The 22,843-nt window shown below is 71.5% G+C and carries 19 protein-coding genes; 9 read left to right on the forward strand and 10 right to left on the reverse strand.

The genetic code is table 11. From position 1 onward, the window contains the following. Positions 1-43 precede the first annotated feature (43 nt). Together ACWA14_RS13740 and ACWA14_RS13745 are read left to right on the forward strand one after the other, a co-directional pair. A complete protein-coding gene (locus tag ACWA14_RS13740; RefSeq protein ID WP_463794520.1) occupies positions 44-1,846 on the forward strand; it encodes a glycoside hydrolase family 35 protein in 1,803 nt (600 codons plus the stop codon). Further along, on the forward strand, positions 1,843-4,197 hold the full coding sequence (locus tag ACWA14_RS13745) for a beta-galactosidase (protein WP_463794522.1): 2,355 nt from the start codon (positions 1,843-1,845) through the stop codon (positions 4,195-4,197). The genes ACWA14_RS13740 and ACWA14_RS13745 overlap by 4 nt, the downstream gene beginning before the upstream one ends. Positions 4,198-4,322: 125 nt before the next feature. Here ACWA14_RS13745 and ACWA14_RS13750 read toward each other — a convergent pair whose 3' ends face one another. Then, complete coding sequence (locus ACWA14_RS13750) at positions 4,323-5,348, reverse strand: LacI family DNA-binding transcriptional regulator (RefSeq protein WP_463794524.1); 1,026 nt, start codon at positions 5,346-5,348, stop codon at positions 4,323-4,325. Positions 5,349-5,420: 72 nt separating this feature from the next. On the opposite strand from ACWA14_RS13750, the gene galT reads away from it, so the two are divergent. The 3 genes from galT (at position 5,421) to galE (ending at position 8,942) form a co-directional block, all read left to right on the forward strand. Continuing rightward, positions 5,421-6,641, forward strand: coding sequence for a galactose-1-phosphate uridylyltransferase (gene galT, locus ACWA14_RS13755; RefSeq protein WP_463794526.1), 1,221 nt, complete (start codon positions 5,421-5,423; stop codon positions 6,639-6,641). Next, positions 6,638-7,900 (forward strand): galactokinase, encoded by a 1,263-nt coding sequence (galK, locus tag ACWA14_RS13760; protein WP_463794529.1) that lies wholly within the window; start codon positions 6,638-6,640, stop codon positions 7,898-7,900. Before galT ends, galK begins: the two co-directional genes overlap by 4 nt. Before the next feature lie 61 nt (positions 7,901-7,961). Beyond that, positions 7,962-8,942, forward strand: a complete 981-nt coding sequence (gene galE, locus ACWA14_RS13765; RefSeq protein WP_463794532.1) for a UDP-glucose 4-epimerase GalE — start codon at positions 7,962-7,964, stop codon at positions 8,940-8,942. A gap of 35 nt (positions 8,943-8,977) precedes the next feature. On the opposite strand, the gene ACWA14_RS13770 is transcribed toward galE, so the two are convergent. The 4 genes from ACWA14_RS13770 to ACWA14_RS13785 all read right to left on the reverse strand — a co-directional run bounded on the left by ACWA14_RS13770 (position 8,978) and on the right by ACWA14_RS13785 (position 14,145). Next, on the reverse strand, positions 8,978-10,363 hold the full coding sequence (locus ACWA14_RS13770) for an MFS transporter (protein WP_463794535.1): 1,386 nt from the start codon (positions 10,361-10,363) through the stop codon (positions 8,978-8,980). Then, the gene (locus ACWA14_RS13775; protein ID WP_463794537.1) at positions 10,360-11,289 is read right to left on the reverse strand and encodes a polysaccharide deacetylase family protein; all 930 of its coding nucleotides are present in this window, start codon (positions 11,287-11,289) and stop codon (positions 10,360-10,362) included. Before ACWA14_RS13775 ends, ACWA14_RS13770 begins: the two co-directional genes overlap by 4 nt. 22 nt (positions 11,290-11,311) lie before the next feature. Beyond that, the gene (locus tag ACWA14_RS13780) at positions 11,312-12,436 is read right to left on the reverse strand and encodes an ROK family protein (protein ID WP_463794539.1); all 1,125 of its coding nucleotides are present in this window, start codon (positions 12,434-12,436) and stop codon (positions 11,312-11,314) included. A gap of 191 nt (positions 12,437-12,627) precedes the next feature. Then, the gene (locus ACWA14_RS13785; protein WP_463794541.1) at positions 12,628-14,145 is read right to left on the reverse strand and encodes an HNH endonuclease signature motif containing protein; all 1,518 of its coding nucleotides are present in this window, start codon (positions 14,143-14,145) and stop codon (positions 12,628-12,630) included. Positions 14,146-14,526: 381 nt separating this feature from the next. Between ACWA14_RS13785 and ACWA14_RS13790 the strand changes: the two genes are divergently transcribed. Then, complete coding sequence (locus ACWA14_RS13790; RefSeq protein ID WP_463794544.1) at positions 14,527-15,138, forward strand: GNAT family N-acetyltransferase; 612 nt, start codon at positions 14,527-14,529, stop codon at positions 15,136-15,138. Between the two features lie 16 nt (positions 15,139-15,154). Here the strand turns inward: ACWA14_RS13790 and ACWA14_RS13795 are convergent, their stop codons facing one another. Continuing rightward, positions 15,155-16,588 (reverse strand): gamma-aminobutyraldehyde dehydrogenase, encoded by a 1,434-nt coding sequence (locus tag ACWA14_RS13795; RefSeq protein WP_463794546.1) that lies wholly within the window; start codon positions 16,586-16,588, stop codon positions 15,155-15,157. 99 nt (positions 16,589-16,687) lie between these two features. Between ACWA14_RS13795 and ACWA14_RS13800 the strand changes: the two genes are divergently transcribed. Genes ACWA14_RS13800 through ACWA14_RS13810 form a run of 3 tightly spaced genes read left to right on the forward strand, consistent with a single transcriptional unit; the run spans position 16,688 to position 18,970 of the window. Then, the gene (locus ACWA14_RS13800) at positions 16,688-17,152 is read left to right on the forward strand and encodes an Lrp/AsnC family transcriptional regulator (protein WP_463794548.1); all 465 of its coding nucleotides are present in this window, start codon (positions 16,688-16,690) and stop codon (positions 17,150-17,152) included. A 25-nt stretch (positions 17,153-17,177) separates the two neighbouring features. Beyond that, positions 17,178-18,581: an NAD(P)/FAD-dependent oxidoreductase gene (locus tag ACWA14_RS13805; protein WP_463794550.1), complete on the forward strand. Its 1,404-nt coding sequence runs from the start codon at positions 17,178-17,180 to the stop codon at positions 18,579-18,581. Beyond that, positions 18,578-18,970, forward strand: a complete 393-nt coding sequence (locus tag ACWA14_RS13810; RefSeq protein ID WP_463794551.1) for a cupin domain-containing protein — start codon at positions 18,578-18,580, stop codon at positions 18,968-18,970. Before ACWA14_RS13805 ends, ACWA14_RS13810 begins: the two co-directional genes overlap by 4 nt. On the opposite strand, the gene ACWA14_RS13815 is transcribed toward ACWA14_RS13810, so the two are convergent. From ACWA14_RS13815 to ACWA14_RS13830, 4 genes are all read right to left on the reverse strand, one after another. Next, positions 18,960-19,943, reverse strand: coding sequence for a DNA-methyltransferase (locus ACWA14_RS13815; RefSeq protein WP_463794552.1), 984 nt, complete (start codon positions 19,941-19,943; stop codon positions 18,960-18,962). The two genes, ACWA14_RS13810 and ACWA14_RS13815, sit on opposite strands and share 11 nt — an antisense overlap. Then, a complete protein-coding gene (locus tag ACWA14_RS13820) occupies positions 19,940-20,989 on the reverse strand; it encodes a lipoate--protein ligase family protein (protein ID WP_463794554.1) in 1,050 nt (349 codons plus the stop codon). Before ACWA14_RS13820 ends, ACWA14_RS13815 begins: the two co-directional genes overlap by 4 nt. Before the next feature lie 46 nt (positions 20,990-21,035). Beyond that, positions 21,036-21,773: a DUF1684 domain-containing protein gene (locus ACWA14_RS13825; protein WP_463794556.1), complete on the reverse strand. Its 738-nt coding sequence runs from the start codon at positions 21,771-21,773 to the stop codon at positions 21,036-21,038. A 183-nt stretch (positions 21,774-21,956) separates the two neighbouring features. Continuing rightward, positions 21,957-22,826, reverse strand: a complete 870-nt coding sequence (locus tag ACWA14_RS13830; protein WP_463794558.1) for an alpha/beta fold hydrolase — start codon at positions 22,824-22,826, stop codon at positions 21,957-21,959. Positions 22,827-22,843 lie beyond the last annotated feature (17 nt).

The raw sequence follows: 22,843 nt of genomic DNA on the forward strand, positions 1-22,843 counted from the left end.
CTGCGCCTGCCCCTCCCCACGCCCCCTGCGAAAGGACACCCGCATGACCTCCCGGTTCCAGATCGGCGACTCGGACTTCCTGCTCGACGGCGAACCGAGACAGATCATCTCGGGCGCGATGCACTACACCCGCATCCACCCCGGCCTCTGGCGGGATCGCATCCGCAAGGCCCGACTCCTGGGCCTCAACACGATCGAGACCTACGTCGCCTGGAACGCGCACGAGCCGATCCGCGGCGAGTGGGATGCCTCGGGGCCCCACGACCTCGGGCTCTTCCTCGACCTGATCGCCGAGGAGGGCCTGCACGCGATCGTGCGCCCCGGCCCGTACGTCTGCGCCGAGTGGCACAACGGGGGTCTGCCCACCTGGCTGACGGCCGACCCGACGATGCGGCTGCGCAGCTCCGACCCCCGCTTCCTCGCCGAGGTCACGCGCTATCTCGAGAAGGTCAACCGGATCATCGCCCCCCGGCAGATCGACACCGGCGGCAGCGTGATCCTGGTGCAGATCGAGAACGAGTACGGCGCCTACGGCGATGACAAGGCGTACCTCGCCGAGCTGATCCGGCTCACCCGGGCGGCCGGCATCACGGTCCCCCTCACGCAGGTCGACCAGCCGATCCCGCACATGCTCGAGAACGGCGCGCACGAGGGCCTGCACACGACGGGGTCCTTCGGCGCACGCATCCACGAACGCCTCGCGACGCTCCGCGAGCACCAGCCGACCGGACCGCTCATGTGCATGGAGTTCTGGTGCGGCTGGTTCGATCACTGGGGCGAGAAGCACCACACCACGACCTTCGCCGACAGCGCCGCAGACCTGGAACTGCTGCTCGCCTCCGGAGCATCCGTCAACATCTACATGGTGCACGGCGGCACGAACTTCGGACTGACCGCGGGCGCCAACGACTCCGGCCGCTATCTGCCACTGGTGACCAGCTACGACTACGACGCGCCGATCAGCGAATCCGGCGACCTGACGGCGAAGTTCCACGCGTTCCGCGAGGTGATCGCCCGGCACGCACCGGTCCCCGCGGACCCGCTGCCGGAGCCCGTCGACGCGCCCACCCTGCAGGTCGCCCTCGAGAGCGTGGGCGACCCCCTGCCCGCGGCGTCGACGGATCGCGGACGCTTCGACACCCCGCCGTCGATGGACGAGCTCGGCGCCGACGTGGTGCTGGTGGAGTACTCCGCGCACATCAGCGCCACGGCATCCGACGCACCGACCGCTCCCGACGCCCCGGCCGTGCTCGCCGCCGAGGTGCGCGATCTCGCCTGGGTCGCGATCGACGGCCGCCCCTGCGGCACCCTGCAGCGCACGACGGGCGACCTCGCGCTCGCGATTCCCGCGGGCGACCTGCTCCGGCTGCGGGTCGAGGAGACCGGACGCGTGAACTACGACACGAAGATCGGCGAGCACAAGGGGCTCATCGGTACGCCGACTCTCGACGGCACACCGATCACCGGGCCCTGGCAGGTGCACACGATCGATGTCCCGGGGCTCGTCGATGTCGTCGCCCGGGCCGAGGGCGCGCAGGACGTGGCGACCTCGAGACTGGCCATCGCCGGTGCTGTCGCGGGCCCCGCGGGCCTGCGCGGCGCGTTCGATCTCGTCGAGGCGGCCGATCTCTTCCTCGACACGGCGGGGTGGGGCAAGGGCTACGCCTGGATCAACGGGTTCTTCCTCGGCCGGTATTGGCGCCGGGGCCCGCAGCGCACGCTCTACGTGCCGGGCCCCGTCACCCGCCGGGGGCGCAACGAGCTCGTCGTCGTCGAGCTCGAGGCCATGACGGATGCCACGGCGCGCTTCGTCGCGCGGCCCGACCTGGGGCACGAGGTCGAGTGAACGCGCCGACCGACTCCCCCGTGAACCCCCCGACGCCGCGCGCGCTCACCGTCCGCCACCGACCGTGGCCCTCGCCCGCGCACGATGCCGGGATGCCGCTGCCGGAGGATGCCGCCCACGGACTCGCGGTCACGGATCGGGCGATCCTGCGCGACGGCGCCGGGTGGATCCCCGTCTCGGGCGAGGTGCACTACAGCCGCCTGCCGCGACGGCGGTGGGGGGAGCGGCTGCGTCAGATGCGCGCATCCGGCATCACGGCCGCGTCGACCTACGTCTTCTGGCTGCATCATGTGCCCGAGCGCGGCGCACCCCGTTTCGACGGCGACCTGGACATCGGCGCGTTCGTCGACGAATGCGCCGACGCGGGCCTGGATCTCGTGCTGCGGATCGGCCCGTGGGCGCACGGCGAGGCCCGCAACGGCGGCTTCCCGGAGTGGATGCAGGAGCAGCGGATCACGCACCGCAGCGACGATCCGCGCTATCTCGCCCTCGTGCGGGAGTGGTTCGCGCAGCTGGCCGGGGCGCTCGACGGCCGGGCACGCCCGGGTGGACCGGTCATCGCGATCCAGCTCGAGAACGAGCTCTACGATCGCCCGGAGCACCTGCGCACGCTCAAGCGGCTGGCGCGGGAGGCGGGGATCACCGCGCCGCTGTGGACCGCCACCGCCTGGGGCGGAGCCGCCCTCCCGCACGGCGAGGTCTTCCCGCTGTTCAGCGGGTACGCCGACGGATTCTGGCTCGACCCCGAGCAGCCGTGGGACGACACCTTCCGCGCGCACTTCCTCCCCTCCCACGACTGGGACGACCCGGGCGTGGGCGCCGACGTGCGCGCCCTGCAGGGCGATGCCGGCTCGGTGACGGGCACCGCCCAGACCCCGGTGCCGCTCGATCTGCACGGCTTCCCTCCTGCGACCTGCGAGCTCGGCAGCGGAATGGCCACGGCGTACCACCGCCGTCCGGTGCTGGATCCGCGCGACATCGCCGCCCTCACGCACACCAAGATCGGCAACGGATCGGCTTGGCAGGGCTACTACATGTTCGCCGGAGGGCGGAACCCCGGTCCGGGGATGCAGGAGAGCCAGTCCACCGGCTACCCCAACGACCTCCCCGAGTGGAGTTACGACTTCCACGCGCCGATCTCCCAGGCCGGCGAGCTCGGGGGCGCCGCGGGACTGCTCCGCGCGCAGCACGCGTTCCTGCGCGCCTTCGGTGATCGACTGGCGGGCATGACCTCGGCGATGCCCGACGAGATGCCGCGCGGCGTGCGGGACCGCGAACGGCTGCGCTGGGCGCTGCGCTCCGACGGTACCGAGGGGTTCGCGGTGATCTCGCATCACCAGCCGTACGAGGGGCTGGATGCCGTGCGCGACGTGCACCTGCGGATCGAGCTCGACGCGGGTCCGCTCCTCGTCCCCTCCGCTCCGATCGACATCCCGTCCGGCACGCTCGCGCGGTGGCCGATCGGGCTCAGGGTGGGCGGCACGCGGGTGCGCTGGGCGACGGCATCCGTCCTCACGCTGCTCCCCGGCGCGCATCCCACGCTCGTGCTGGTGGCGGATGCCGGCATCCCTGTCGAGCTCGCGCTCGATGACGAAGCGCCGGTCGTCGTGACTCCGGGCGACGCGCCCCTCGCCGCCGCCGGGATGTCGGGGGCGGACGTCCTCGTTCTTCCCGCCGATGCGGCAGAGCACCTGTGGGTGCAGGAACGGGCAGGCGGTGGCCGGCGGCTCCTGCGCACCGCCGCCGAGCTCGCCTGGGACGACCGGAGCGTCCGGGTGCGGGGGCGGGCCGGCGCCCAGGAGACCGTCGAGGTCTCGGCCTACGATCCGGCGACGCGATCCTGGGCGCCGCTCATCGTCGAGACCGATGCGGGTGCGCGAACCCCGGTCGCCGTCGGCGTGATCCTCTCCCGCGCCGCGTCGGGCGTCCCCGCCGACCACGGATTCGGAGGGCGCCGCCATCGCGCTCCGGATGAGGCGGCCTTCTCCGCGGCGGCGGCCGTGTTCGTGCTCGACGTGCCCGACGGTGCGACGGATCCCGCGGCCGACGCCGTGCTCGAGATCGACTGGGCGGACGATGTCGGGCAGCTGCGTGTCGACGGCGTCACGGTCGACGATCGCTTCTGGGACGGCACCCGGTGGCGCGTGTCGGTGACGGATGCCGGAATCACGCGGGAGAGCGTCGTGACCCTGCACGTGCTGCCGCTGTCACCGCGCTCCACGATCGCGCTCCCTCGGGCAGCCGCGGCGGTGCGCGAGGCCGCCGCCGCGTCAGACATGCCCCTCCTCGCCGTCACGGCGGTGACCGCCTCCCCGCGGGGCCGCTGGCGCTCGGTCATCGACGCCGTCTGAGCCGGGACCGCCGTGTGAGCCGGGACCGCGCTCTGAGCCGGGACCGCCGCTGAGCCGCGACCGCCGTCTGAGCCGCGACCGCCGTCTGAGCCGCGACCGCGCCGCCGCGACGGGTGCGTCTCGGCTCAGGCTCGCGCTGTGCTGGCGCGCTCGACCAGCTGCGTCGGGATGACCGACACCGCACCACCCTCGACCGCATCGCCCTCGACCGCACCGCCCTCGATCTCCGCCACCAGCGCGGCGACCGCGCGGTGGGCGAGCGCCGTGAAGTCCTGGCGGATCGTGGTGAGCGGGGGACGGTAGTTCGCGGCATCCGGCACATCGTCGAAACCGATCACACTGACGTCCTCGGGCACGCGGCGTCCGGCCTCCGCGAGCGCGCGCAGCAGACCGAGCGCCATCTGATCATTGGCGCAGAACACCGCGGACGCCGCCTCCAGCGCCGGGCCCGCGGCGAAGCCGGCGTCGGCACTCCAGTCGCCTCGCACGAGTGCGGGTGGAGTGACTCCGGCCGCGCCGAGCGTCTCGCGCCAGCCGCGCTCGCGTTCGGCCGCGGCGTACGAGTCGGCCGGTCCGGCGAGGTGGTGCACCGTGTCGTGGCCGAGTTCGAGCAGGCGGGCGGTCGCGGCCACTGCGCCTCCGTGATGATCGCTGTGCACCGCGGCGAACCCGGCGCCGGAGGGGGCGTCGACCACGACGAGACGCAGTCCGGCCGGAGGCTCGTGTCCGGAGACCTGCGCTGAGGCCTCGTTCAGCACGATCGCACCGTCGACCTCCTGCTCCGCCAGTCGTGCGAAGGCGGTGGTCACCCCCTCGGCGGCGGTCACGACGGTGAGCGCGTAGCCGCGTTCGGCCGCGGCCTCGGCGGTGGCCTGCAGCATCCGGGAGTTGCCGACCGTGGTCAGGGTGGTGACCACGAGACCGATGGTCTGCGATCGTCCGGTGCGCAGGGCCCGGGCGGCGCGGTGCGGCCGATATCCGAGCGCGGTCATCGCCTGCTCCACGCGGGCGCGGGTGACGGGATCGACGCGCGGGCTGTCGTTGACGACGCGCGACACGGTCTGTCCCGAGACACCGGCGCGCGCCGCGACCATGGCCATCGACACGCGCCCCGACGTCGTCCGTCCGGGGCGAGAGTCCCTGTCGGTCATCGCTCTCCCCCTCCGCGCGTGCACAACTCAGGCATGTTGACGTTACCACGGCCGTGTGCGTACCATGTTTACGTGAACACGCCCGAATATCCTGAGTTGCGCACCGAGTCCCTCAGCGCCGGCATCGTCAAGCGCGCCACCGTCCTCGCCGACGGTCGCGACATCATCTACTACGACGACCCCGACACCACGCTCGGCCCCGAGCGCGCGGTCGACGCCCGCACGCTCGACCCGCGCCCCGACACTGCGAGCATGCGCCTCGACGTGCTCACGGGCGACTGGATCACGGTCGCGGCCAACCGTCAGAACCGGGTCATGATGCCCGGGGCCGACGCCGACCCGCTCGCCCCGCAGACTCCGACGAATCCGTCCGAGGTGCCGTCGCTGTACGACGTCGCGGTGTTCGAGAACCGATCCCCCGCTTTCGGGCCGGCCCTCACCGAGGCACTCGGCACCGCGCCGGCGGCGGCGAACCCTCCGCGCGGGCTCGACGACCTCTCGGCGCTCGGCCTCGGCCGCACCCGCACCTCGGTCGGCCGCTGCGAGGTCGTGTGCTTCAGCCCCGAGCACTCCGGCTCGTTCGGCACCCAGTCCGTCACGCGCGCCCGCACGGTCATCGAGGCGTGGGCCGACCGCACGGCCGCGCTGTCGCAGCTGCCGGGGATCGAGCAGGTGTTCCCGTTCGAGAACCGCGGCGAGGCGATCGGCGTCACGCTGCCGCATCCCCACGGCCAGCTCTACGCCTACCCCTACGTGTCCCCGCGCACCACGCGCCTGCTCGACTCGATCGATCGCACGGCACCCGACCTCTTCGCCCGCGTGCTCGAGTTCGAGCAGGCGTCCGAGCGCGTCGTGTTCCGCGGCGAGCACTGGACCGCCTTCGTGCCGTTCGCAGCGCGCTGGCCCCTGGAGGTGCACCTGATGCCGCACCGTCACGTGCCCGACTTCGCCGAGACCACGCCCGAGGAGCGCGACGAACTCGCGCCCCTCTACCTGCGTCTGCTGCGCGGGGTGGACGCCCTGTACGACACCCCGACCCCCTACATCGCGGCCTGGCACCAGGCTCCGGTGCACGTGGGGCGCGACTCGGTGCGCCTGCACCTGCAGCTCACGAGCCCGCGCCGCGCGGCCGACAAGCTCAAGTTCCTGGCCGGATCCGAGGCCGCGATGTGGGCCTGGGCCGCCGAGGTGCCGCCCGAGCTGGGGGCCGCCCGCATCCGCGAGGCGATCGCCCGCGCCGAAGCCGAGGGCGCAGCGAGCCCCACCACGAGCGCCGAGGAGGCCTCCGCATGACCGCACCCGACGCCGCCGACCACGCCGCCCCCCACTCCGCCCCCCACTCCGCCCAGGACGCCGCGCGCGCGCTGTTCCTCGACCTCACCGGTCACGAGCCCGCCGGCCTGTGGTCCGCTCCGGGTCGGGTGAACCTGATCGGCGAGCACACCGACTACAACGAGGGCTTCGTGCTGCCGTTCGCCATCCCGCACCGCACGGTCGCGGCGGTCGGCACCCGCGACGACGGCCGCATCCGCGTGGTCTCGACCTTCGAGGCCGGCACCGCTGCAGCCGTCGAGGTGAGCCTGGACGAGCTCGACGCCCTGTTCCCGACCGCCGCGGGGGCGGAACCGGCCGTTCCGGCGTGGGCGGCCTATCCGCTCGGCGTGGCATGGGCGATGCAGCAGGCTGCAAAGACGGCGGAGTCCGCGGACGAGGAGATCACCGCCTTCGCGGGCGTGGACATCGCGATCGCCTCCGACGTGCCCGTCGGAGCGGGCCTGTCGTCGTCCGCCGCGATCGAGGGGGCGACGGCCTCCGCGCTGAACGACATCTGGGGCGCCGGTCACGACCGCGTGGCGCTGGCCCGCATCGGGCGTCGCGCCGAGAACGAGGCGGTCGGCGCTCCCACCGGCATCATGGACCAGATGGCGTCGATGCTCGGCGAGCCCGATGCGGCGATCTTCCTCGACTGCCGCTCGCTCGAGGCGCTGCCGGTCGTGGTGGGCGCCGCTCCCGCCGGGCTCGCGATCCTCGTGATGGACACCCGCGTGGAGCACGCGCACTCCACCGGCGGCTACCGCGAACGCCGCGCGTCGTGCGAGAAGGGCGCCGCGCTCATGGGCGTCCCCAGCCTGCGCGACGTGTCGGTGAACGACCTCCCCCGCGCGGAAGAGCTGATGGACGACGTGACCTTCCGCCGCGTGCGGCACATCGTGACCGAGAATCAGCGTGTGCTCGACACCGTGCGGGCGCTCCGCGAGGAGGGCGCACGGAGCATCGGCGCGCTGCTCGTGGCCTCGCACGCGTCGATGCGCGACGACTTCGAGATCTCGGTGCCCGAGCTCGACACCGCGGTCGAGGCTGCTCTCGCGGCCGGGGCGATCGGTGCCCGGATGACCGGCGGCGGCTTCGGCGGCGCGGCGATCGCGCTGATCGAGCAGAGCGCCGTGGAGACGGTGTCGGATGCCGTCGCCCGGGCGTTCGCGGACGCCGGGTTCGCCGCTCCGCATCTGTTCACGGTGGTCCCGTCCGCGGGGGCGCACCGCGACGCCTGAGAGAATGACGGCGGGAAGACTACGGACACAGCCGCGCGGAGCGCGGCAGGAAAGGAACGCAATGTCCTGGATCGTCACCGGCGGCGCCGGCTACATCGGGGCGCACGTCGTCCGTGCCCTCGCGGATGCCGGGCTCACCCCCGTCGTGCTGGACGATCTGTCCAGCGGCGTGGCGTCGTTCCTGCCGGAGGGCGTGCCGTTCGTGCAGGGCAGCATCCTCGACCGTGACCTCGTCGAGAAGACCCTGCGCGAGCACGACGCCGACGGGGTGATCCATGTCGCCGGGTACAAGTACGCCGGCGTCTCGGTGCAGCGCCCCCTGCACACGTACGCGCAGAACGTCGAGGGCACCCGCGTCATCCTCGAGGCGATGCAGGCCGCGGGCGTCGCGAACATCGTCTTCTCGTCCTCCGCCGCCGTGTTCGGCACGCCCGATGTCTCCCTGGTCGTCGAGGACACCGCGAAGAAGCCGGCGAGTCCCTACGGCGAGTCCAAGCTGATCGGCGAATGGCTGCTGCGCGATCAGGCGATCGCGACCGCCGACTCCGACACCCCGCTGCGCCACACCTCGCTGCGGTACTTCAACGTGGTCGGCTCGGCCGACCCGACCGTGTACGACGTGAGCCCGCACAACCTGTTTCCGATCGTGTTCGAGGCGCTGCTCGCGGGCAGGACGCCCCGCATCAACGGCGACGACTACGCGACCGACGACGGCACCAACGTGCGCGACTACGTGCACGTGGGCGACATCGCCGCCGCGCACGTGGCCGCCGCGAAGCGTCTCGCCGCGGGTGAGTCGATCGAGGCCGCCTACAACCTGGGGTCCGGCGACGGTCTCAGCGTGCGGCAGATCATGGATGCCGTCGCCCGCGTGACCGGGATCGACTTCGTCCCCGAGATCGGACCGCGCCGCCCCGGCGATCCCGACCGGATCGTCGCGACCGGCGAGCTCGCCGCGCGCGACCTCGACTGGCGCATGCGCTACTCGGTCGACGAGATGGTCCGCACCGGCTGGGAGGCGCGGCGCGCGGCGTCGGTCTGACGGGCCGCCGGTGCGTGCCGCCCGCGACCGCGCCCTCAGACGTCGCGGGCGCGGATCGGGTAGCGCCAGAAGCACAGCCAGGCGAGCGCGGTGAAGACCATCGGGATCGCCGCGAGCATCACCCGGATGCCGCCGTCCACGCCCTCGGGCTGCGTGTCGCCGAGCGTCGCGTCGAAGCCGGATGCCGTGAGCACGAGAGCGGCGACGACCGCCTGCAGCACGACGGATCCCCGCACGACGAAACCGTTGACGCCGAAGTAGGCGCCCTCGCGGCGAAGCCCGGTGCGCTCATGGTCGTCGTCGATGATCTGGGCGAGCATGACCTCGAGCAGCTGCAGCAGACCGCCCACTCCCACGCCCACTCCCACACCGACCAGGACCGCGCCGAGCACGGTCGTGGGAGCGAGGTAGCCGAGCACGGCGACACCGAAGACCGCCACGGTCCACAGCATGGCGGTGCGCGGGCTGGTGCGCCGCAGGACGGCGCTCCACAACACGATCGACGGGATGGCGGTGACGAAGACCGCCGCCAGCAGCAGACTGCCCTCCCCCTCCGCCGCTCCCAGCGAGTACCGCACGTAGAAGGGGATGGCGGCGAGGATCACCGCGATCGACGTCTGCATGAACAGCGAACCGAGCACGTACGGCACGAAGGCGCGATTCGCGAAGGTGTGGGTCAGCTGGTCGCGGAACGGCATGGAGTCGGGTGCGGCCTCCGCGGCTCCCGCGGCGGGTGTCTCGGTGGAAGTCTCGATGGCTCCCACGGGGGATGTCCCGGGCGCACGGCGTTCGATCATGCCGCCGAAGAACGACCATGCGAGCAGCCCGAGGCAGACGGTCGAGAGCACGATCGCCATGCCCGGCCAGCCGATCGAGTCGTACAGGGCCGGGGCGCCGGCGGTGCCGAGCACCATCCCGAGGATCGCGAAGATCTGCCGCGGCACGTTGCCGCGCGAGCGCTCCTCGGTGGTCCGGAAGATCTCGGGGAACAGCGCCGAGATGTTGAGGACGACCACCACGAACGCGATGTCGTACAGGGCGGTGACCACGAGGAACCAGACGATCAGTCCGCCGATCGGGAGATCGGGCGGCATCCAGACCAGCGCGAAGGAGACGACGAGCGGGACGATCCCGATGCCGATCCAGGGGATGCGCCGTCCCCACGGCGTGCGGAGGCGATCGGACACCGCGCCGACGAGCGGATTCAGCACGGCGTTGAGGATGCCGTGGGCGATCATGGCGCCTGCTATCCACCCCGCGGGCACGGCCAGGTGCGCGACGTAGAAGTAGACGACGAAGGCCGAGAAGGTCTGCGCCATCAGCTGCGTGGGGAAGCCGGATGCCCCGAACGCGATCGACTGCGCGCGCGTCGGGGCGGCATCCAGTCGGCGATCGCGCAGACGCGTGCCGAGCGAGGTCATCGCTGCTCTCCGCGTTGCAGATCGCGCAGGGCGCGCCAGCCGATGCGCACGAGACCTTCGTCGGCGATGGCCTGCTGCACGACGGGGTCGGCGAGGAGGCGCCGTTCGTATTCGCGCTTGACAGCACCGAAGTCGACGGCCGCACGCAGCTCCTCGCCGTCGGCCATGGGATGCAGATAGAGCTCGGTGACCCCGGCGGGCACTGCCCGCAGCAGCGAGACGAAGCCGTCGCGCACCTGCTCGTAGGTCTCCTCCTGGGGCGTGCCGGCGCCGACGAGCTCGAACGGGTGCGACCAGAGCCGGTCGATGATCTCGACCCCGGCGGCATCGGCGGCGGCGGATGCCCCGTCGAGCGTCGCCTGGAGCGCCGGGTCGTCGGTGACCCCGTCCCTGCGGCGCGGAAGGCGGAACGGCAGTCCGTGCCGGGCGGCGAGGGCGAAGACCTCGGTGAGGAAGTGGCGTCCGGTCGCCAGTCCGTAGACGGACCCCATGTGGTTGTCGAGGTGGGTGACGTCGACTCCGGCGTCGAGCGCGGCCTGGAGTTGCGCCGCGAGCTCCGCGGCGACCTCGTCCGCCTCGGCGTGCTGCTCGACGGAGCGCACGTCGCGGGGGAAGAAGCCGTCGGCGTCGACCAGGCTCGCCGACGTCGCCGTGAGCGGCCGCCAGCGGTAGCGGGTCCACTCGCTCGTGAGCACGAGGTGCACGCCCACGTCGAGATCCGTCCGCACGCTCGCGAACGCGAGGGCTTCCGGGGCCCAGGAGCACGGCACCATCACGGTGGTGGAGTCGACGAGTCCGGCATCCAGCAGCGCCATGATCGCCGTATTGGCGGCATGGCACATGCCGAAGTCGTCGGCGTTGAGGATGATCGCCCTGGCACCGGGTGGGAGCCCGAGGCGGTCGGCGAGGTCGGAGGGAGCGGTCATCGACGGGTCCTCTCGGGCGGGGTCAGGGCGCCAGCACCCGGGTGAAGAGCGTGGCACGGAGAGCGGATGTCGCCTCGCGGACGGCGCCCACGAGCGGAGCCTCCACTCCGAAGGCGGCGACGAGAAGACGGACGGTGAGCAGCGGGGCGTAGTCTTCCGCCACCCGTTCCATCGCCGCGACGAGGACGGGGTGCGCGGCATCCCCGCTCAGGATGAAAGCCTCCGGGTCGAGGACGAGCGTCATGGTGCCGGCGATCAGCACCAGTCGTCGGGCGACCTCGACCACGATGCGCTGGGCGGCCTCGTCGCCCTCCGCTGCGGCGTCGAGGTGCTCGCCGAGCAACGCCTGCGGATCGCGCCCGTGGGCGAGGGCGAGGTCGCTGACGACGACATCGCTCACCACCGGAGCGCCGATCGGAAGCGGCGACTGCGGGAGGTACATGATCTCGCCGGCGAGACCGGACGAGCCGCGGTGCAGGGCTCCGTCGATCACGATTCCCGCGCCGAGCCCGTCGCCGACGAGCAGGAGCAGGGCGAAGCTGGAGAGGTCGGATGCCGTGCTCTCGGTCAGTTCGGCGAGGGCGGCGAGGTTCACGTCGTTCTCGATGCGGACCTCGCAGCCGAGTGCCGCGACGAGAGCCGTGTGGAACGTGCGCCCGTCGGGTCCTTCGTCGTTGCGGATGCTGCCGTCGGGCGTGACCGCGCCGGGCACGGCGACCGTCGCCGTGAGCACGGGGCCCGCTGCCGAGCGGCGGCAGGCGGCGACGAGGGCGGCGATGCAGTCGACGCGGTCGTCGTTGGTGCGGAAGTCGCCGTGTTCCTCGGCCCGGATCGCGCCGGTGGCGTCGACGAGCACGACGTGCGCCGCATGGTGGTCGACGTGGATGGCCGCGGCGTATCCGAGGTGCGGATGCAGGGCGACGCGGCTGGCCGCGGGACCCCGTGTGTCTCGGTCGACGCCGGCGGCCGCGACGGCCCCGTTGCCTTCCAGCGTGCGGAGCACCTGCGTGACGGCAGTACGCGAGAGCCCGGTCGCCGCCATCAGTTCGGCGCGCGTGTGGGGACCACTGCGGGCGAGGGCTTCGAGGATCGCGCGGCTGTTGAGGGTGCGCGCGAGCATCTGCGGTCCTGTGACTGGCCTCGTCATTCTCGATCCCCCGGGTCGGCTCCGCCTCAGCATGACACATCGCCCCTACCCGCAGGACGGCTCCCACGGAAGATGACGACGAGCACAGGGGCATGGGAGTGTGCCAGTTGTCCCGGTGGGGTGATGCTTCTCCCGGGTGGGGGTGGCGGTTCTCCCGGTGGGGGTGGTGGCTCACCCGCAGCACTGCGTCACTATCCGGTGAGGGCGGTGGGGAGCAGGGGCCGGGGTGTGCGCCATCGTCGGGCGGGGTCCCACCACGCCGGGCCCCGCACTTCCGGAACCCCGTTCTGCATGCGGATCTCCCACCCGGAAGTGTCGAGGGTGCGGTGATGGTGCCAACACAACGCGACTCCGTTGTCGGTATGGGTGGGTCCGCCGCGGGAGTGTTCGTCGACGTGGTGGATCTCGCACCAGGACGCGGCGACATGGCACCCGGGGATGAGGCATTCCCGATCCCGGAGGGTGATGGCCCGTCTCTGATGGACGGTGAAGATCCGATCGGTGACCCCGATCCCGATGATCCGGCCGTCCGGGTCGAACAGCACCCGCTGTACGGTGCCGCCGCATGCGGTGTGTGCGGCGGTGGCGACGGAGACCGGAGTGTCGATGCCGTCGACGTGGGCCCATCCGCGCCCGGTGGCGTAGTCCTCTGCCGTCACGGACACGGTCAACGTGGGCGCGGCGCCGCCGAGTCGGGGCATGTCGTCGTGGCGGGCGGCGATTCCGAGCGCCGCGGCGAGGGCGTCGTGCTGTTTCTGCGGCCGGGTGCGGGTGTCGACCATTCCGCCCGCGTCGTCAGCGGGGAGTGTGGTGTCGTCCTTGAACTTGTCCTCGCCGAACCGGTCGTTGTCCGATGCGTCGCCTTCGTCGTCTGACGGGGTGAATTGCACACCCGGGAGAGGTGGTCCGTCGACCTTCGGGTTCAAGTACGCATCCCAGATGCGCTGCATCTGCGCGGCGACCTCGGGCAACAGGTCGCCGTGCAACGGGATCAGTCCGTTCTTCTCACGCCCGAACCGCACACCCCTCCCGCGCATCGCGGTCTCTGCGGAGGGCTTCGCCCCGTCGGGGTCGAGATACGCCATGATCACCCGCGCGAACAACCGCAGGTCCTCCGGAGTCGCCGGCGGAGCCACGTCCTCACCAGCATCGTCCTCACCAGCAGCGTCCTCACCCACGGCGTCGTCGCCGCCGTCCGCCGCAGTCATCCCGCGGGCCAGGTCCGCCAACTGCGCGTCCGCCTCCGCTCGTTCCTCGACGGTGATCCGTCGCCCTGCACCGAGGATCGGCCCCGTAGCCGCGGCGAACCCCGACACGCCGATCACGCCGTCCATGAGCGCCTCCCGCAGCGCCGGGAACAACGCCGGCTGCCACCCGCCCGTCGAGAGGTTCAGCTCCCGGTGCACCCCGGCGGCGACCTTCACCACTCGTGCTGCTTCCCGGCCGTCCACGCGCAGCACCCGTTGGAGCAGCTCGTTCATGGTCGCGCAGCCGAACAGCCCGCAGAACCCCGGAGTTCCCGACCCGGCCGGAATCGACGGGACCGTCGCGACGGTCTCGACCACCACCGCATCCACGAGCCGCTGGAGCTCACCCGCCTGCCGCAACAGCTCCATCTTCTCCACGTCCGACAGGGCGGCGATCGCGTCCGTGGGCACACGACCACGGTCGGTCACGACCGTATCGATGATCCCCGCAGCACTGTTCATACCCCACAGTCAACCCCCGACCACCGACATTCAGACCCCGAAAAGCCCAGCTCAACGCAGTATTCCGATACGTCACGCGACCCGGCCCTTTATATGTCGAACCGCCCCTTTCTGCGCACCGCAGACGCACCGAGGACCACCGGACAGACCGCCCGATGCACCCCTCACTCACCGCATCCCGCCCCGAATTCCCACCCGCACCCCCACCCCGCGACCCCTCGCTCACGACGCCCACGGCCCTCCCTCACTGCATCCGCCCGCGCATCCGCATCCGCCTCATCCCCCGGCCGCACCGCACCGCATCCGCACCCGCATCCCCACCCGCATCCGCATCTCCGCACCGCCCGCACATACCCCCCACTCGCATGCCAGAGTTGTCGCATGGCCCTCCTGCACATCCGCACCGCGGTCGCCGCAGACGCCGATGCGGTCGCCGGCATCCACGTGCGGTCGTGGCAGGCGGCGTATCGCGGGCTCATCGACGCGGCGTTCCTCGATTCACTCTCGATCGCCGACCGCGCCGACACCTGGCGCGGCATCTTCGCCGCACCGCATCCGTTGACGCTCGACACCCTCGTCGCCGTGCGCGACGGCGCCCTCCTCGGCTGGACGTCATTCGGCGCAGACCGCGACGCAGACCGCGACCGCGACGCAGACCGCGACCGCGACTCAGATTGCGACCGCGACGCAGACCGCGACCCACCCCGGGACGGGGAGATCTACGGCCTCTACGCCGACCCCTCCGCGTGGTCGACGGGCGTCGGACACGCACTGCTCACGGCCGCCGAGCAGCGCCTGGTCGAGGCAGGGCACACCCGCGCCTCCCTCTGGGTGCTCGACGGCAACGACCGCGCCGATGGCTTCTACGCCCGCCACGGATGGGTCGCCGACGGCGCGACGAAGATCGAGGAGCGTCCTCAGCTCACGCTCGCCGAGCATCGCCGCGTGAAACGGCTGACCCCCGCACCGTCGACCGCCCGATCCGACCGCTGACTCCCGCGAGAGGCGCTCAGTCGAGCGCGGTCATGACGTGCTTGATGCGCGTGTAGTCGTCGAATCCGTACTGCGAGAGGTCCTTGCCGTAGCCGGAGTGCTTGAACCCGCCGTGCGGCATGTCCGAGACGAAGGGGATGTGCGTGTTGATCCACACGCAGCCGAAGTCCAGGTCGCGGGAGAACCGCATCGCGCGGGAATGATCGGTCGTCCACACCGACGATGCCAGCGCGTAGGGGACGTCGTTCGCCATCTCGAGCGCCTGCGCGTCGGTGTCGAAGGGCTGCACCGTGAGCACCGGGCCGAAGATCTCCCCCTGCACGGCCTCGTCGTCCTGATGCAGGCCCGACACGATCGTCGCCTCCCAGAAATATCCGCGGTCGCCCTGCCGTCGACCGCCCGTCTCGACCGTGGCATGCGCGGGAAGACGCTCGACGAAGCCCGACACCTGGGCGAGCTGCGCGGCACTGCTGAGCGGCCCGTACAGCACACCCTCCTCGTGCGGCCCGCCGGTCCTGGCGTGCGTGCGGGCCCGGGCGACGAGCGCGGCGACGAGCTCGTCATGACGGGAGGAATGCACCAGCACGCGCGTCGCCGCCGTGCAGTCCTGCCCCGCGTTGAAGAACGCCCCGGTGACGATGCCGTCGACGGCCTTCTCGATCGCGGCATCCGCGAACACGATCGCGGGCGCCTTGCCGCCGAGCTCGAGGTGCACGCGCTTGACGTCGTTCGCCGCCGACCGCGCCACGGCCATCCCGGCGCGCACCGACCCGGTGATCGCGACCATCTGCGGCGTCGGATGCTCGACCAGCGCCACCCCGGTGTCGCGATCGCCGAGCACGACGTTGAGCGTGCCGGCGGGCGTGTGCTTCGCCACGATCTCGGCCAGCAGCAGCGTGGTGAGCGGCGTGGACTCGGCGGGCTTGAGCACCACGGTGTTGCCCGCGGCGAGCGCCGGCCCGATCTTCCACACCGCCATGTTCAGCGGATAGTTCCAGGGGGTGACCTGTCCGATCACCCCGATGGGCTCGCGTCGGACGAAGGAGGTGTGCCCCGCGAGGTACTCCCCCGCCGCGCGCCCCTCGAGGCTGCGGGCCGCCCCGGCGAAGAAGCGCAGCTGATCGATCGACTGCATGATCTCGTCGGCGACGAGGCTCGCGCGCGGCTTGCCGGTGTCCTGCGTCTCCAGGTCCGCGAACTCCTCGGCCCTGGCGAGCATCTCGTCGGCGATGCGGAACAGCGCCAACTGCCGATCGGCCGGGGTGGTGTCGCGCCAGAGCGGGAAGGCGGCGGATGCCGCGGCGTAGGCGGCATCCACGTCATCGGTGTCGGACAGCGGCAGCGCGCCGTATTCGTCTTCCGTCACGGGGTCGACGAGCGGCAGCGTGCCGGTCCCGCGCACGGGAACGTACCGGCCGCCGACGAAGTTCTGCAGGAGATCTGTGCGCATGCCCTCATGGTAGCCACGGAGAAACGAAATCTGAAGGCCGGATCTCATTCGACAACGAAATCAGTTGCCGAACCGGCCTTCACCTGTCAATATCGACACATGAGCACGCTGAAACACCCCGCGCTGGACGACGTCTCGAAGAAGATCGTCGAACTCCTACAGGAAGACGGTCGCCGCCCCTACGCCGAGATCGGCCGCGCGGTCGGACTCAGTGAAGCCGCGGCCCGGCAGCGGGTGCAGCGGATGACGGAGGCCGGGGTGATCCAGATCGTCGCCGTGACCGACCCGATGCAGCTGGGCTTCCACCGCATGTCGATGATCGGCATCAAGGTCACCGGCGACCCGCGGGAGATCGCCGAGGAGCTCACGAAGATCCCCGAACTCGCCTACGTCGTGGTCACGCTCGGCACCTTCGACATCCTGGTCGAGGCGGTCTGCGAGGACGACGAGCACCTGATCGAGCTGATCGCCTCACGCATCCGCGCCGTTCCGGGCATCGCGCACACCGAGAGCCTGCTCTACGCGGGACTGTACAAGGACCTCTACAACTGGGGCACGCGCTGACGCGTCCCCGCGAACCGGAGTGATCATGGGAACCACCGTCTTCGAACGCCGGCGTCCGGCGCCGTCCGTCATCGACCGGTCGCTGGCCGACACCGCGCTGCGCACCTTCTGGCTCGACGACGTCGACCGGCCCGTGCACCCGCCGCTGGTCGGCGCCGCGCGCGCCGACCTCGCGATCGTCGGCGGCGGATACGCCGGACTGTGGACCGCGATCCGCGCCAAGGAGCGGCACCCCGAGCGGCGCGTCGTGCTGCTCGAGGCGTCGCGCGTCGCGTGGGCCGCCTCCGGACGCAACGGCGGATTCTGCGAGGCCAGCCTCACCCACGGGCACGAGAACGGACTGACCCGGTGGCCCGAGGAGATCGACCGCCTCGAAGAGCTGGGCCTGGAGAACCTCGACGGCATCCAGCAGACGGTCGAGCGATACGGCATGAAGGCCGACTTCGAACGCACCGGTCAGCTCGCCGTCGCCGTCGAACCCCACCAGGTCGAGTGGCTGCGCGAGGAGGAGGGGTTCCTCGATCGCGACGCCGTGCAGGCCGAGGTGCACTCCGACACCTTCCTCGCCGGCGCCTGGGAGCGCGACAGCTGCGCCCTGGTGCATCCCGCGAAGCTCGGCATGGAGCTCGCCCGCGTCGCGGTCGAGCTCGGCGTCGAGATCCACGAACACAGCCTGGTGCGCCGGATCGAGGGGGACGGGTCGTCGGCGATCACGCTCGTCACCGAGAACGGACGCCTGACCGCGGATGCCGTGGCCCTCGCCACCAACGTCTTCCCCTCGCTGCTGCGGCGCAACCGCCTGATGACCGTGCCGGTGTACGACTACGTGCTGATGACCGAGCCGCTCACGGATGAGCAGCTGACGTCGATCGGCTGGTCGAACCGTCAGGGTCTCGCCGACAGCGCCAATCAGTTCCACTACTACCGGCTGTCCTCCGACAACCGCATCCTGTTCGGCGGCTACGACGCGGTTTACCACTACGGCGGCAAGGTGCGCCCGGCGTACGAGGACCGCATCGAGAGCCACCGGCGCCTCGCCTCGCACTTCTTCACGACGTTCCCGCAGCTCGAGGGGCTGCGCTTCACGCATCGCTGGGCGGGGGCGATCGATTCGTCGAGCCGCTTCTGCGCGTTCTTCGGTACCGCCCGCACGGGGCGCGTCACCTACGCCACCGGCTTCACCGGCCTCGGCGTGGGGGCGGCCCGGTTCGCGGCCGACGTGATGCTCGACCTGCTGTCGGGCGAGGAGACCGAGCGCACCGCGCTGCGGATGGTGCGCGAGAAGCCGATCCCGTTCCCCCCGGAGCCCGCCGCATCGATCGGCGTGAACCTGGTGCGCGCCGCGATGGACCGTGCCGATCACAACGAGGGTCGGCGCAACCTCTTCCTCCGCACGCTCGACGCGGTCGGCATGGGGTTCGACTCGTGACCGGGCTCGTGTCGCGGTCGCTCGTCGCCGGAAGCGGAGTGGATGCCGCGACGCTGCCGCTCGCACACGAACCCCTCCCCGCCGAGACGGTGCTCGCCGGGGCACCGACGGCCGCCTTCACGACGCTCGTGGGCGTGGGGGCAGGTGTCGGCTCGGACGGCGGTGCCGACGGCGTCGAGATCGGCGTGTGGGAGATGACACCGGGAACGGCATCCGATGTCGAGACCGACGAGGTGTTCGTGGTGCTCGCCGGTCACGCGACGATCGCGTTCGACGATCCTGCTCTTCCCGACCTCGCGGTCGGACCCGGGTCGGTGGTGCGCCTGGCCGAGGGTCAACGCACGGTCTGGACCGTGACGGAGACGCTGCGGAAGATCTTCATCGCCTGAGCCCCGTCGAGACCTCGGCGTGCGGCATCCGCTGCTGCATCACCCGGATCGCCTCCGGATTGTCGTCGACGAGCACGGCGTCGCGGCCCAGCGCCGAGGCCACGGCTCCGGTCGTCCCGCTGCCCGCGAAGAGGTCGAGCACGCGGTCACCCGGGCGGCTCGACGCGCGGACGATGCGGCGCAGGATCCCCTCGGGCTTCTGCGTCGGGTATCCGGTCTTCTCCCGCCCGGTCGTGGGGACGATCGTGTGCCACCACACGTCGGTGGGCAGCTTCCCGCGCGCGGCCTTCTCAGGGGTGACGAGCCCCGGCGCCATGTACGGCTCGCGGTCGACCTCGTCGGAGTTGAACACGTAGTCGCGCGGATTCTTCACGTACACGAGGATCGTGTCGTGCTTGGTGGGCCAGCGGCTGCGCGACTTCGCCCCGTAGTCGTAGGCCCAGATGAGCTCGTTGAGGAACGAGTCGCGCCCGAACACGGCGTCGAGCATGACCTTGGCGTAGTGCGCCTCGCGGTAGTCCAGGTGCAGATAGAGGGTGCCGTCGTCGGCGAGCAGGCGCCAGGCCTCCTCCAGCCGCGGCATCAGGAACGCGCCGTAGTCGTCGAAGCGGTCGTCGTAGGTGCGCAGCATGCCGCGCACACGCTCGTACTGATGCCCGTGGAAGCCGTGCCGCACCTCGGTCTCCCGAGCCGGCTGTTCGGTATTCAGTCCATCTGTCGCCGATTCCGGCGTTGAAGCGCTTTCCGCCCCCGATTCGGCCGATTCTGACTGAATCGTGAACGCCTGCCCGGCGCGTGTGCGCGTGGCCGTGACGACCTGGCGCTCCTGCGTGCGGCCGGTGTTGAACGGCGGATCGAGGTAGACCAGGGTGAACGACGACGCCGGGAGGCCTGCCGCGACGACGAGGTTGTCGCCCTCGATGATCGAGACGGCGCCGATCCGCGTTCCGGGCCCGGCGTCAGCGTCGGTCACGGCACCCGGTGCAGCCACGCGTCGGTCGAGAACTTCGACTCGACCAGGGCCTCGGCGTCGGCGTACTCCTCGTCCGAGATCGCGCCGGTCTCCGCGGCGGTGAGCGAGCGGAAGGTCGCGATGAAGCGCTCGATGATCTCGTCGCGGGTGAGGCCGGTCTGGCTGCGCAGCGGATCGACGCGCTTGGCCGCGGAGGTCGTGCCCTTGTCGCTGAGCTTCTCGCGCCCGATGCGCAGCACCTCCGTCATGACCTGACCGTCGAGATCGTACGACAGCGAGGCGTGGTGCAGCACCCCTCCGTTGGCGAGGCGCTTCTGCGCGGCGCCGCCGATCTTGCCCGAAGGGCTCGCGATGTCGTTGAGCGGCTGGTAGGTCGCGTCGATGCCCAGCGAGCGCAGCGCCTGCAGCACCCAGTCGTCGAGGAACGCGTAGGAGTCGGCGAAGGTCATCCCCTGCACGAGGGAGGCCGGCACGTACAGCGAGTACGTGATGATCTGCCCCGCGGGGATCAGCATCGCCCCGCCGCCGGAGATGCGGCGGACGACGTCGAAGCCGTGGCGCGCGGCGCCCTCGGGGTCGACCTCGTTGCGGTACGACTGGAACGAGCCGATCACGACCGCCGAGCCGTCCCATTCCCAGATACGGAGGGTCGGACGCCGACGCCCCTCCCCGACGCGCGAGGTCAGCACCTCGTCGAGGGCGAGGTTCATCTGCGGGGACACCGCCTTGTCGTGCACGATCTCCCAGTCGAAGTCGCGCCAGCCCGGCGCCGTCACGAGCGCCCGACGCACCGTGGTGCCGACCGCTTCCGGCGTGAAGCCGAGCAGCTGCGCCCCCTCGGGGAGCGCCCGGCGGACGACCGTCGCGATGGCCGAGGCGTCGGTCTCGACGGGCAGCCCGTTGACCGCGTCGTTGATCGCGTCGAGCGCGGTGTCGGGCTCGAGGAAGAAGTCTCCCGCCAAGCGGAACTGCGCGATCCGTCCGTCCTCGACCTCCAGGTCGACGACGACGAGCTTTCCCCCTGGAACCTTGAATTCTCCGTGCACGAGTCCAGCTTAAGGCGCGCCCCCGCCGGGTGGGCGGCTCCGCGTGTCAGCGCCCCAGCAGGACCGCGCGCTCCCCCGCCCTGATCGGCACCGAGAAGCGGTTCCCGGCCGGCGGCAGGGGGCAGATGAACTGGTCCGAGAAGGCGCACGGCGGCAGGTAGGCGCGGTTGAAGTCGACCACCGCCGTCCCGTCGGGCGCGGGCTCCTCCACCGGCAGGAAGCGGAACCGGTAGGTCTCGTGGCCGTTCGTGCCGTCGCCGAAGACGGCGCGCAGCACGCCTTGGGAGTTGCGCGTCACGGTCAGCTGCTGCTCTCGTCCCCGGAGCGTGAAGTGCAGCCGCCCCGCGATCGGGGTGTCGTGCGCGCGTCCGTCCACCGAGGTGAACGTGATCGCCTCGTCGGGGGCCGGCGCGAAGCGTGCGGGCAGTCGCCAGCCCTCCTCCGGCCGGTAGGCGTCGATCCCGCTGAACCGCTCGCGCTGGGGCCGGGCCGGATTGAACACCCGCAGCGCCACATTCTCGTCACGCGGGAAGACCCGCAGCTCCCGCCGGCCGAGGCGCAGCGTGTCGGCGCCGCGCAGGGCGACGCTCGCGCCCTCGAGTCCGAGCTCGGTGCCGTGGATGCCGCCGTCGTCGGCGCGCGCCCAGAGCCCGGGGATGCCGTCGACCGCCGAGGGGATCGTGATCAGCCAGTTCGTCGACTCGAGCGATGCCGGACCGTACTCGGCACCCGCGTAGCGCTCCCGAGACGCGTGCCACTCGCGCCAGTCGTCCTCGAAGCCCATCGGCGCTGCTCCTCCCCCCGGGGGCGCGCTCGCCGGTGCGACGCGCCTCACCCGACTGTCCACGGAATGTCGCTGCCGAATCTACGTCGGCGGCCGAGACCGGGATCGGCGGGGTGTCACATGCCTTTACGCGGCGTAACGCCGCGACATATCGCGCGCAGGCGGAGTCAGCGCGGTGCCGGGTCAGCGCGCGGGGAAGTGCTTGTCGAGCCAGGCCAGCACGTCGGCGCGCACCTCGTCCTGCTGCAGTTCGTGGAAGATCTCGTGGCGGGCATCCGGGTACACGAGCGTCGTGATGTCGCTGAGCCGCGACCGCGTGCGGTACTCCTCCGCGAGCTTGTGCACGCTGCGCGGCCCGCCCACCGGATCGTCGCGGCCGACCAGCAGCAGCAGCGGGAGGTCCTCCCCATCGCGCGCGGCGCGCAGGTCCTTGCGCGGGCGGCCGTAGAGCTTCGCGGCCTCGACCGGTCCGAACAGCTTGAGCAGCGGCACGTCGGTGGTGAGCGGGTCCTCGTCGAACTGCTTCCAGACCTCGGGGTCACGACTGAGCCATTCGAGCCCGGTCGCATCGGGTGCCGCCCAGCGCGCGTTCAGCGGGGCGGCGTTGAGGGAACCGGGCAGGCGCAGCGCGGAGCCGGAGAGGACCACGGCATCCCAGGCGTCCGGGTGATCGTTGACGAGCATCTGCGCGAGGAAGGAGCCCCACGAGTGCCCGAGCAGCACGAGCGGGAGGTCGGGGTTCTCGTCGCGGATGATGCCGGTGAGCTGCCACACGGCATCCTTCGCGGCGGTCAGGCCGCCCTTGCCGAGGCGGCCGAGACCGGCGGGACCGTCATGCTGCCGGATGCCGGTGCGGCCGTGCCCGCGGTGATCGTCGGCGTACACGTGGAAGCCGGCGCCGGTGAGGGCGCCGATCAGGGCCCCGTAGCGGCCGGCGTGCTCCCCCACGCCGTGCAGCAGCTGCACGACACCGCGGGGGGTGCCGGTGGCGGGGTGCACGTCGTAGACGATGGCGATGCCGTGGGAATCGGTGAACTCGCGGGTATCCGTCACGCTCCGAGCCTAGCGAC

Source organism: Microbacterium sp. TW_SC_2 (genome assembly GCF_055361165.1).

Excerpts from the sequence above, each read along its gene's own strand:
- galE (WP_463794532.1), top strand. The coding sequence starts at position 7,962 with ATGTCCTGGATCGTCACCGGCGGCGCCGGCTACATCGGGGCGCACGTC.
- ACWA14_RS13785 (WP_463794541.1), bottom strand. The coding sequence starts at position 14,145 with ATGAACAGTGCTGCGGGGATCATCGATACGGTCGTGACCGACCGTGGT.
- ACWA14_RS13740 (WP_463794520.1), top strand. The coding sequence starts at position 44 with ATGACCTCCCGGTTCCAGATCGGCGACTCGGACTTCCTGCTCGACGGC.
- ACWA14_RS13775 (WP_463794537.1), bottom strand. The coding sequence starts at position 11,289 with ATGACCGCTCCCTCCGACCTCGCCGACCGCCTCGGGCTCCCACCCGGT.
- ACWA14_RS13750 (WP_463794524.1), bottom strand. The coding sequence starts at position 5,348 with ATGACCGACAGGGACTCTCGCCCCGGACGGACGACGTCGGGGCGCGTG.
- ACWA14_RS13790 (WP_463794544.1), top strand. The coding sequence starts at position 14,527 with ATGGCCCTCCTGCACATCCGCACCGCGGTCGCCGCAGACGCCGATGCG.
- ACWA14_RS13795 (WP_463794546.1), bottom strand. The coding sequence starts at position 16,588 with ATGCGCACAGATCTCCTGCAGAACTTCGTCGGCGGCCGGTACGTTCCC.
- galK (WP_463794529.1), top strand. The coding sequence starts at position 6,638 with ATGACCGCACCCGACGCCGCCGACCACGCCGCCCCCCACTCCGCCCCC.
- ACWA14_RS13780 (WP_463794539.1), bottom strand. The coding sequence starts at position 12,436 with ATGACGAGGCCAGTCACAGGACCGCAGATGCTCGCGCGCACCCTCAAC.
- ACWA14_RS13800 (WP_463794548.1), top strand. The coding sequence starts at position 16,688 with ATGAGCACGCTGAAACACCCCGCGCTGGACGACGTCTCGAAGAAGATC.
- ACWA14_RS13770 (WP_463794535.1), bottom strand. The coding sequence starts at position 10,363 with ATGACCTCGCTCGGCACGCGTCTGCGCGATCGCCGACTGGATGCCGCC.
- ACWA14_RS13825 (WP_463794556.1), bottom strand. The coding sequence starts at position 21,773 with ATGGGCTTCGAGGACGACTGGCGCGAGTGGCACGCGTCTCGGGAGCGC.
- ACWA14_RS13805 (WP_463794550.1), top strand. The coding sequence starts at position 17,178 with ATGGGAACCACCGTCTTCGAACGCCGGCGTCCGGCGCCGTCCGTCATC.